The organism is Moorena sp. SIO3I6, assembly GCF_010672095.1.
Genome location: NZ_JAAHHU010000181.1, coordinates 1 through 10,334 on the forward strand (window position 1 = coordinate 1; position 10,334 = coordinate 10,334).

Consider the following 10,334-nt stretch of genomic DNA (forward strand, 5'->3'; position numbering starts at 1 on the left):
ATTTCTCTGATGATAACTTGATAAGATCCTCCAAAACTGCTTCGATTGTTGCCAAGGCCGAGTTTGATTATCCTCTTTATTTCTTTTGTCAAGTACAATTTATACCAAATTCAATGCGATTACCCTGATGGGTGTTGGGTTAACCAATAAGTAATAACTTAAGTAATAACTGAGGACTAAAAGCAATAATTCATATTACTTTATTGAGCGATCAAAACTATAAATTTTCTGAGTTGTTAAATTCTCACACACTGAAGATGGTCGCTTCGTAAAGGGAAACTTCTCTCGGTCTAAAAGTATTTGTAAACTTGTCAGTGGATCGTGTCCAGAAGAGACTAGAAATTCCAAGCATCTTAGCTCAGGCCATTCAATCACGCTGTCTAAAATATTAGCGATCGCATTTACATAGGGATGCTGACTGGATTGGTACCAATCTAGTGCTGCTAGCTCAGGCTGATCAAAGCCCAAGTGTACGATTAAAGCAGGTTTCTCAAAAACTGCGGACGCTACAGGTCGTGACTCCTCCTGCAATAATAAGTTCTGGCTATGAGCTAGAGACCGTAGCTTTTCTAAACGCTCATAACGTTCTGTCACCTGTTGAGGCTGGTCTTGCCAATGAATTGCTACCGTAACTAAATAGGTCTGCAAGAGCAGATGACCCAGCTTCTGTGCTTTAGTTGCCAGATAGCTAGAATTGTAGTCATTAGCTTCAATCAACAATGGAACCCGACCAACTACTTCTAATCCATAACCTTTTAAACCAGCGATTTTGCGAGGATTATTGGTAATCAAGCAAATTTTCTTAACTCCTAAATCATTGAGAATTTGTGCTCCCATGCCATAGTCTCGCAGGTCAGCAGGGAATCCCAAACGTTCATTTGCTTCTACGGTATCCAGTCCCATATCTTGTAAGGAATAGGCTTTCAACTTATTCACCAAACCAATCCCTCGGCCTTCTTGCCGCAAATAAACCACGACTCCCTGACCGGAATTCTCAATCATTTTCAGAGCCGTTTGTAGTTGCATTCGACAGTCACAGCGCAGAGAGCCCAACGCATCTCCCGTTAAACATTCTGAGTGCATCCGCACCATCACTTGATGCTCTTTGAACTGAGTCGGGTCTCCTTTTACAATGGCAACATGCTCCGAGTGATCTAAGGTGTTGCGGTAAGCGTAAATCTGGAAATTCCCAAAACTACTGGGTAATTGGGCAACGGATTCTCGAAAAACAAAGCGGTCATGTTTGAGGCGGTAACTGATTAAATCAGCAATACTGATAATTTTGAGTTGATGCTTATTGGCATACTCAATCAACTCTGGCAAGCGAGCCATGGAGCCATCAGCATTCTGAATTTCACAGATCACACCCGCTGGGTATAAACCTGCAAGTCTTGATAAGTCAACCCCTGCTTCCGTATGACCAGCCCGTTTCAATACCCCTCCCTTTCTAGCACGGAGGGGAAAAATGTGACCAGGTCGTCGCAAATCACTGGGTTTCGTTACTGGGTTGATCGCAAACTGGATAGTACGAGCACGGTCTTCAGCCGAGATACCAGTCGTCACCCCTAAGTGGGGTGCTGCATCAATGCTCACGGTAAACGCTGTCTGGTTAGTGTCCGTGTTGTTACTCACCATTAGCGGAAGGTCTAGAGCATCCAAGCGCTCCCCTGTCATCGCCAGACAAATCAACCCTCGTGCTTCCACTGCCATGAAATTAATCATGTCAGGGGTAGCAAATTGTGCAGCACAAATTAGGTCTCCTTCGTTTTCCCGATTTTCATCATCAACCACCACCACTGCGTGACCTGATTTCAGGTCTGCCAGAGCATCATCAATGCTATCAAACTTATACACATCAGTTTTCGTGGATTCCACTTGTTTGCTGCTTTTGTTTAATTTAATGAATGGGCTTGAAATCAATGGGACCATGATCCTAGCTCATTTTCCCAAGTTTGACACTTGACGCTTAGGTGAGATGGGTGCATCTCAATGCCTGAAATTAGGCAAAAATTCCCACGAAAATTCCCACACTTCCCACGCGCCCCCGCCCCCCTCCCCAAACTTCCCAAACTTCCCTTCTTTTTTACAAATATTGAGATGCACCCGGTTAGATGTTCTTGGTCACTAGTATAGTCTATCGAAGTGCGGCGGCTTGCTTGGTGATAGACCACGCTTTTAATCACCAGAAGCAGGTTCCGATGTCAGCGCCTTGTGATTTGGTAAATTACCTAAGCATTCAGGCGTCAGGTATCAGCTAAGGTGCTACTTGAGGTGCTGCTTGAGGTGCTTTTGAATGAAACAGGTAAGTCTTCGTTTAATATCAGTTCCCTCCCCTGAGCGAGGAATTTATAGTCTTTGGCTTTGAGTCCGTTGAACTCCTCAGCCGGATAGCTTGTTTTAAGCTGACCCCTAAGGGCTGATAGCTGAATGCTTACGAAATCACAACTGGTCTTGTGGCACTAAAATGTTGCCAATAACTGAGGGATTAGGGTAAACTTATTCAGTTTTTACGATCCGTTGCTAGGGGATAATTTTTGTTAGTGATCGGATTGACTAACAAATGTGGCAGCTGCACAAATAGTGCTAAAACAGGACGTAGAAAAGCGAGCCACTGTGCCCAAGACAGTGGATGAAAATACCTGTGGAGAGGGTCTGACAGGGACTGAGGTTGTTCTTGGTCTAGTCAAGAGTCCCGCAAGCAGGTGTATACTCAGCCCCAAGGTTGAGAATCTCCCACTGAGCTAGCAATTAGCCTTTAGTGGGGGAGGATGTGAAAGCTCTTACGGTACTGCTCCAGGCTGAAAGCCCCGTGTTTTTAAACCGGGGATGAAAGCCAGGTAGCGACTAAAGTCGCCTAGATGCAATTCCATTAAAAAGGTTGACAATACTTGTGCGCTAGAGTATTATTTAGATATGGGTACAGGCTGAAAATCCGAGGCACAACCGGGTCAGAGACCCGCAATTGTTTGACCTTAAAGAAGAAATGCCCGGAGGGTAGGGAAAGTCCTCTTTTCTTGATGCAGTCGCTCATGGGGGAAACCCCCAAGACCGCGCTGCATCGCTAAAAACCCAATCATCAACTAACAATTGGTGTGTGAACCCAGCAAAGATACGACCTGAGAAAAGAGAATGGTACGGCGGGGCACGCCGAAACCAAGTGAAACAGGAAAGTAACGGACTTTATAAGGCACTTTTGCTGAAAGTAACTAAACGCCTAAGGAGACTAGCCCGCTGGGTCTTTCGTGAACTGACTAGAATCTTGGTCTCGACGGGATTCAGGTTTAGATATTGCCATTTGGACACGGAGGTTTAAGGCCGGTCGTAGATCTAGGAATCCCCGTCTTTTTAAAGCGGGGAGTGTCAACCTATAGGAAAGGAACATGATGGGGGATTTAGAACGCCTGCCAGTAGGCATAATTGGTGCTTCTGGTTATGGTGGCGTACAACTTGTAAGGCTCTTGATGGATCACCCAGGAGTCGATGTAGTTTATTTGGGTGGAGAAAGCAGTGCTGGCAAGGCATTTACTGAGCTTTACCCTCATCTAGGCCATCGTGTTAATCTAACCATTGAGCCTATTGACATAAATACTATTGTATCCCGTTGTCAGGTAGTGTTTCTGTCCTTGCCTAACGGTTTAGCCCATAAGCTAGCACCATCACTGTTATCAAAAGGATTAAAAGTTCTCGATCTCTCAGCTGACTATCGATTTAGTAAACTTGAAACTTACAAAAGCTGGTACGGTGGAGAGCGCCACGACCAAGAAACCGCTGCTACTGCTGTTTATGGTTTACCGGAACTGTATCGCGATCGCATTTCCTCTGCCCAATTAGTCGCTTGTCCTGGTTGCTACGTCACCAGCAGCCTACTCGCCCTTGCTCCCCTGCTCAAACAGGGTCTGATTATTCCAGACACTGCCATTATCGATGCCAAATCCGGTACCTCTGGGGGTGGACGCAAGGCAAAAACCAATCTCTTACTAGCAGAAGCTGACAGCTCTCTAGCCCCTTATGGCGTGACTCATCACCGCCATACCCCAGAAATTGAGCAAATTTGCAGTCATTTAGCCAGTCATGAAGTCAGGGTGCAATTTACACCCCACCTCGTTCCCATGGTACGGGGAATCCTAGCTACCGTTTATGCCACATTGCAGGATCCGGGACTAGTCAGGGAAGATTTATTCACCATTTACACAGCCTTCTACCGCGCCTCTCCCTTTGTCCGCGTGTTACCCAGTGGCACCTATCCCCAAACCAAGTGGGCTTGTGGCACTAATCTTTGTTACATAGGGGTAGAAGTCGATAGCCGAACTGACCGAGTTATCGTCATGTCAGTCATCGACAACTTGCTCAAAGGTCAAGCTGGTCAAGCTGTACAGTGTTTGAATCTGATGATGGGTTGGGACGAAACCCTAGGCTTGCCTCAACTGAGTTTTTATCCGTGAATCGGTTGTGGGACGGATGTGCAAAATAAACCAGAAGTAGGGGGAGATAGGAAAAAACCATTCTTCCCACACTCCCCACCAAATAACCTTGGCCTATTGGCCACGGAATCGCGTTCAACCTTCAACCTTCAACCTTGGCCAAAGGCCACGCAATCGCGTTCAACCTCCAACCTCCAACCTCCAACCTTCAACCTTCAACCTCCAACCTTGGCCAAAGGCCACGCAATCGCGTTCAACCTCCAACCTTCAACCTTCAACCTTCAACCTCCTAACCTCCTAACCTCCTAACCTTCAACCCTGACACAGCGGTCCCATGCCACAAGTTCCAGCATAAATGGCGCGATCGCCTAATTCATCTTCAATCCGCAGCAACTGGTTATACTTAGCCACCCGTTCACTACGGCACAGTGAACCTGTTTTAATTTGACCGGCACGAGTAGCAACAGCAAGATCAGCAATAGTAGTATCTTCGGTTTCCCCAGAACGGTGACTAATCACAGAACGGAAACCGTTGCGAGTTGCTAAGTCAATGGTTTCAAGAGTTTCGGTCAAGGAACCAATTTGATTGAGCTTAATCAAGATCGAGTTACCCGCACCGACATCAATACCTTTTTGTAGCCTGGTGGGATTGGTAACAAATAGGTCATCACCCACTAACTGAATACGGGAACCCAGTTTTTCAGTGAGCAACTGCCAATTACTCCAATCCTCTTCGTGGAGTCCATCTTCAATAGAAACAATTGGGTATTGCCCCACCAACTCAGCTAGATAGTTAACAAACTCCTCTGGGGAGTGAGATGCCCCATCATAGACATACTGAGCCTCTTTGTAGAACTCGCTCGCGGCCACATCCATGGCTAAAGCGATTTGTTCCCCTGGCTTATACCCAGATGTTTCTATAGCGGCAATCAATAAGTCTAGCGCTTCTTTATTTGACCCCAAGTTGGGAGCAAAGCCACCTTCATCTCCCACACCGGTAAGCAATTTTTTCTCTTTCAAAACCTTAGCCAAGGCGGCAAAAACCTCAGCTCCCCAGCGCAGAGCCTCTCGAAATGACTGTGCTCCCACTGGCACAATCATGAATTCCTGAAAATCCACATTATTATCCGCATGAGCACCACCGTTGATCACATTCATCAACGGAACTGGTAGTAGATTAGCTAGTGGTCCACCTAAGTAGCGGTAAAGGGGTAGTCCTTTACTGGCCGCCGCCGCCTTAGCTGTCGCTAGGGAAATCGCTAGGATGGCATTTGCTCCCATATTCTTTTTGTTGGCCGAACCATCCCGATGAATCATCTTGTGATCAACCAACATTTGGTTGAGAGCATCGTTTTCCAATAGCTCCGGGGCGAGTTTTTCTTTGATATTCGATACTGCCTTGAGTACCCCTTTACCACCGTAGCGACGGGGATCATTATCTCGTAGTTCATGGGCTTCAAAAGTACCAGTAGAAGCACCACTGGGAACTTGGGCAATTCCCACGGCACCGTTAACAAGGCGCACTTGGGCTTCTACTGTCGGACGTCCACGAGAATCTAATATCTCTCTGGCATCAATTGCCGCAATTGCAGTTTCTGATTTAGTCAACATGCTTTTTCCTCTAATTATCTAAAGATTGCAACTGCCTTAATCGTTAAATCGCTCTAGGAAAAGAAAGGAATGTCACTTCTTTTCAATCTCCTAGTTAATCAATGATGTCAGCCATCTCAGCCCTTAGGAGCTGTGAGCTATCCGCTATTAGCTATCAGCTTAAGCGCTACGCGCACGCTACGGGAACAGCCATGGTTGAAAAGCTGACTCGTTGGTGGTTATAACTGGGTACTGATAACTTAATGCTTACGATGAGATTGTGCCACTTTAAGGTCTGGAACATCAACACTACACAGTTTTCTATACCTAGAGTATTGTTGATATAATCGCCCTAAATATTTCGACCATACTAATGGTGATATGGCTCACGAAAATTGCTGAAAATAATCACAATTATTTTAGAGTTGGCTCACAACAAACCAAAATTATTTTAAATAAGCTAGGGGAAGACTAGTTAAGATGACTAGGGTTTCGGGACTCTTACTGACCTGTTGTTAAGGGCAATAATATCATCTATGATTTCCTCCCCACTTCAGAAATTTGTGTTTAGACCAGCATTGATTTCAGCAACAGTATTTGCTGCGCTGACGTTACCCGTAGGCTGGTTCGGTGCTAAGCCAATATCCATTAAAGTACAGGAGGAGCAACTATTCTACGGTCATGTGCGAGATGCGGCAACGCCTTACCTTACCTTGGCAACGGTGATTAGCCTGGGAGGTGGTATGGCCAGTGTAGCTATAGCAGGATGGCAAAAGTCTGCTCAACAATCATCGCAACTTCAGTCACAGCTATCAGATCTAGCACAACAAATTCAAAAAAAGGAAGAATTATTAGAAAAACTTAGGTTTTCAGAATCCCAGCACCACGTTCCTCAACATAAGCCTTTAGAAAATAAGATCGAGAATCAGACATCGCCACAGCAGCCAATTAACTACACCGTCTATACTAGTTCTAGCTTCGAGTCAAACCGTGAACCACTGGTTACTAAGAGTGGGTCGAGAGAATATCAACCAGCCCCTAAATCTGTGATGAAGGTGCCAGCCAAAACCTTTGAGTACAAGCGATTGGCCGTAGGCCACGCTACGCGAATGCAAACTGGTGTGGGTAATAGTCAAACCCATACTGGGCTTGAATCCCATTCTGAAGTAGTATCATTACCATCGGAAGATATTCAGCAACTTCAAAGTCAGTTGCAACAGGTCAAAGCTCAGATGACAGCGATGCAAAAGGTTTTGCACAAGCAACACTTTGTATCTACTTGAACACCAACGTTATGTCTAGTCCATCACCCATCGACCCTCAAACCCCATCGGGATTGGCCGTTGGCCACCCTAAGCGATCAGAATTTGAGCTAAATCTGCTCAAACAGGAATATTTTTTCCTGCAAACTACTGTAGAAGATTACAACAAACAAATCTGGGTGATTAAAGCCTTGGGGATTACGGCCACTGGTGTGGTTGTGCGCATGGTCTTAAAAGAAAAACAGAATAGCATTGCCCTGATTGGGTGTGCTATTCCCCTGTTCTTCTGGATTCTAGAAAGTCAGTGGAAGCACTTCCAGCGCGGTTTCTATCCCCGTTTGGGAGAAATTGAGGAAATTTTGACTCAGGAGTTTAACTTGCGCAGTCCAGCTATTTTTACTGGCTGGAGTCGTACCTTTAAGCGCAGTAATATTCCCAAACGCCAAGGCTATCTTTGGGATGGTTTATTAAACCGTAGCGTTTGCATTACTTATCTGTTAGAAATTGGCTTTCTTTTGGTATTATCGTTAATTAGGTTTTAGGAATTAGAAGTGTTGAACAGGGAACAGCGGATCTGGGAACAGGGAATCGGGAATCGGGAATCGGGAATCGGGAAGAAATGGTTCCCTAGTGTGGCGATTATAAATGAGTATAAAATAATTGCTCGGAAGCTTACTAAGTAAGGCTTTTAGTGATTTAAAAAAGCAATTTTCATAAAAATTGCTTTTTATTGTATTGATACAGTACCTTTGTGGAATCCCTTGCTATTTAAGGGGTAATCGCTCATTTAAACTAGTTATTGAGTATAATCAGTCTAGGATAGGCATTGATCATAACACCTAAAAACACTCAGATCTTTTTCCTACTGTTCCCAGATCCGCTGCTCCCTGTTCCCTAAAACCCAGGACGAAATACCTCAGCCAATTGAGAACTGCTACATATGCGTGTAATCATCCAACGAGTCAAATCCTCTCAAGTCGAAGTAGAAACAACAGTGATTGGGAAAATAGGGCGAGGGCTTAACCTACTAGTCGGTATTGCGGAACTGATACGGAAGCTGAATTAGACTGGATGGTGCGAAAGTGTCTAGACTTAAGGCTATTTCCAGACGAGACTACTGGTAATGACCGTTGGGAAAAGTCGGTGCAGGATATAGGTGGTGAGCTATTGGTGGTTAGCCAGTTTACCCTTTATGGAGATTGTCGCAAAGGACGTCGCCCTTCCTTTAGTCAGTCCGCTGCTCCAGAATACGCTAGGGCATTATATCAACTATTTGTGGATAAGTTACGGATGAGTGGGTTGCGGGTAGAAACTGGTGAGTTTGGTGCTATGATGGAGGTTTGTATAGAGAATGATGGTCCTGTGACACTGTTGTTGGAGAAAGAGGCATTAGTGCGCTAAGGGAACAGGGAACAGGGAACAGGGAGTGTGGGAAGTTTGGGGAGATGGGGAGATGGGGAGATGGGAAACATTTTTATAGCGTTTATCATACTGACGAGGTACAGTAAATTTTCGTCTTACACCGACTCCCGACTCCCGACTCAAGACAAGTCAATGGAATAATAAGCGGAATTCAGCTTGGGCAAGTTGTTCGATGAATCCAAGGTCAGTAATGCGTTCGCTTTTAGCGTGGCCTACGGCCAATCGCGTAGCGTGGCCGAAAGGCCATCGCATCCAGCATTAGCTCTGGGATAGTCCCAAACCCCTATTTTCAACTCTGTTCGATTTGACCTTGGTATTTTTTGCGTTCGCGTAGCGGCTCTTTCAGAGCATCGCATTACTTCAGCCTCTTTTGCTTTCAGTTCAGGTCATGGTTACCAGGAACTAGAACAATTTCCATAAAATTCAAAAATTGTGTACTTAACCTATTTTATAAATCCTAGAGATTGCTTTCAGTAATTTGAGGATTAATCTCTCCATAGTCTTATATTTTTATCTACAATTTTATACATTGAATACCATGACATAAATGAGAGCAGTTGTCTCTTTTTGGTTAGATGGTTTTTAGTGTTAGTGTAGTATGAAAAGATAGAAATGAGTGAACCAATAGCTGACTATGACAATCCTTGGAAAGAAGCATTACAAGCCTATTTTGAGTCATTTTTGCAGTTTTGTTTTCCCGAAGTTCACACTCTGATTGATTGGAATCAGACACCCCAAGCCCTTGATACAGAGCTACAGCAGATAGTTGGTGCGGCTGAGTCAGGAAAACGGATCGCTGATAAATTATTCCAGGTGTGGCTCTGTGGTGGAAATGAAACTTGGGTCTTGATTCATGTAGAGGTACAAAGCCAAAAAGAATCAACCTTTGCCAAACGAATGTACCAATATCATTACAGGGCATTTGACCTCTACGAAAAACCTGTGATTAGCTTAGCGGTATTGGGGGATGAAAATGCTTCTTGGTCTCCATCGTCCTATGAATATGGCTTGGGAGGTTGTCGGCTGAGTCTAGAATTTCCGATTATTAAATTACTCAACTATGAGTCAATGTGGCAGGTGTTGGAATCCAGTACCAATCCCTGTCTTGATGCAGTCGCTCATGGGGGAAACCCCCAAGACCGCGCTGCATCGCTTTGCAGTAGTGGTGATGGCTCATTTAAAAACGAAAGCCACCCATAAACAACCGATGGAGCGCAAGCGATGGAAGTGGTACCTGGTTCGGAGACTTTTTGAACAAGGTTATAGTAAAAACGATATAGTGAAGCTATTCCAGTGTATTGACCAGATGATGGCTTTACCGGAACAGTTAGAACAGGAGCTGAATCAAGAACTCGAACGTTATCAGGAGGAAAGACAGATGCCTTTAATTAGTCGAGTGGAAGAAAGGGCAATGAAGAGGGGTGTGGAACAAGGACTTCAACAAGGACTTCAAGAATATCGGCAAGGTTTACAAGGGACAGTAGGGGACTTGCAAATAAATAGACTACCAGTTAATTTAAGGAACCAACATGAGCATAATTGAGGACTTGTTCTGAGGATAAAAGATGCTAGATGAAACCGTTAAAGCGACGATCCAAGATGCCGCCCAAAAACTCACAGGTCCGATCAAACGAGGGTT

At 44.9% G+C, this 10,334-nt stretch carries 11 protein-coding genes and 1 pseudogene; 9 read left to right on the forward strand and 3 right to left on the reverse strand.

What is annotated here, in order from left to right; genetic code table 11:
• Window positions 1-195: 195 nt before the first annotated feature.
• Window positions 196-1,875: a bifunctional 3,4-dihydroxy-2-butanone-4-phosphate synthase/GTP cyclohydrolase II gene (ribBA, locus tag F6K49_RS30060; RefSeq protein ID WP_293072106.1), complete on the reverse strand. Its 1,680-nt coding sequence runs from the start codon at window positions 1,873-1,875 to the stop codon at window positions 196-198.
• 1,508 nt (window positions 1,876-3,383) lie between these two features.
• On the opposite strand from ribBA, the gene argC reads away from it, so the two are divergent.
• Window positions 3,384-4,442 (forward strand): N-acetyl-gamma-glutamyl-phosphate reductase, encoded by a 1,059-nt coding sequence (gene argC, locus F6K49_RS30065; protein ID WP_293102500.1) that lies wholly within the window; start codon window positions 3,384-3,386, stop codon window positions 4,440-4,442.
• A gap of 18 nt (window positions 4,443-4,460) precedes the next feature.
• Window positions 4,461-4,730 (forward strand): hypothetical protein, encoded by a 270-nt coding sequence (locus F6K49_RS30070; protein WP_293102488.1) that lies wholly within the window; start codon window positions 4,461-4,463, stop codon window positions 4,728-4,730.
• A gap of 3 nt (window positions 4,731-4,733) precedes the next feature.
• On the opposite strand, the gene eno is transcribed toward F6K49_RS30070, so the two are convergent.
• Window positions 4,734-6,032 (reverse strand): phosphopyruvate hydratase, encoded by a 1,299-nt coding sequence (gene eno / locus F6K49_RS30075; RefSeq protein ID WP_293029147.1) that lies wholly within the window; start codon window positions 6,030-6,032, stop codon window positions 4,734-4,736.
• 515 nt (window positions 6,033-6,547) lie between these two features.
• Between eno and F6K49_RS30080 the strand changes: the two genes are divergently transcribed.
• From F6K49_RS30080 to F6K49_RS30100, 5 genes and pseudogenes are all read left to right on the forward strand, one after another.
• On the forward strand, window positions 6,548-7,294 hold the full coding sequence (locus F6K49_RS30080) for a hypothetical protein (RefSeq protein WP_293102490.1): 747 nt from the start codon (window positions 6,548-6,550) through the stop codon (window positions 7,292-7,294).
• A gap of 11 nt (window positions 7,295-7,305) precedes the next feature.
• Window positions 7,306-7,815 carry a hypothetical protein gene (locus tag F6K49_RS30085; protein ID WP_075900747.1) on the forward strand — a complete coding sequence of 170 codons (510 nt, stop codon included), beginning with the start codon at window positions 7,306-7,308 and terminating at the stop codon, window positions 7,813-7,815.
• Window positions 7,816-7,827: 12 nt separating this feature from the next.
• Complete coding sequence (locus tag F6K49_RS30090) at window positions 7,828-7,956, forward strand: hypothetical protein (protein WP_293072103.1); 129 nt, start codon at window positions 7,828-7,830, stop codon at window positions 7,954-7,956.
• A gap of 257 nt (window positions 7,957-8,213) precedes the next feature.
• Window positions 8,214-8,674: pseudogene (dtd, locus tag F6K49_RS30095) on the forward strand (D-aminoacyl-tRNA deacylase).
• Between the two features lie 36 nt (window positions 8,675-8,710).
• Complete coding sequence (locus F6K49_RS30100; protein ID WP_269087017.1) at window positions 8,711-8,836, forward strand: hypothetical protein; 126 nt, start codon at window positions 8,711-8,713, stop codon at window positions 8,834-8,836.
• A gap of 71 nt (window positions 8,837-8,907) precedes the next feature.
• On the opposite strand, the gene F6K49_RS30105 is transcribed toward F6K49_RS30100, so the two are convergent.
• Window positions 8,908-9,051, reverse strand: coding sequence for a hypothetical protein (locus F6K49_RS30105; RefSeq protein ID WP_293060435.1), 144 nt, complete (start codon window positions 9,049-9,051; stop codon window positions 8,908-8,910).
• Between the two features lie 256 nt (window positions 9,052-9,307).
• On the opposite strand from F6K49_RS30105, the gene F6K49_RS30110 reads away from it, so the two are divergent.
• Together F6K49_RS30110 and F6K49_RS30115 are read left to right on the forward strand one after the other, a co-directional pair.
• Window positions 9,308-9,895, forward strand: coding sequence for an Rpn family recombination-promoting nuclease/putative transposase (locus F6K49_RS30110; RefSeq protein WP_293102495.1), 588 nt, complete (start codon window positions 9,308-9,310; stop codon window positions 9,893-9,895).
• Entirely contained in the window at window positions 9,864-10,238 is a 375-nt protein-coding gene (locus F6K49_RS30115; RefSeq protein ID WP_293102498.1) for a hypothetical protein, read from the forward strand. The genes F6K49_RS30110 and F6K49_RS30115 overlap by 32 nt, the downstream gene beginning before the upstream one ends.
• Window positions 10,239-10,334: the final 96 nt, after the last annotated feature.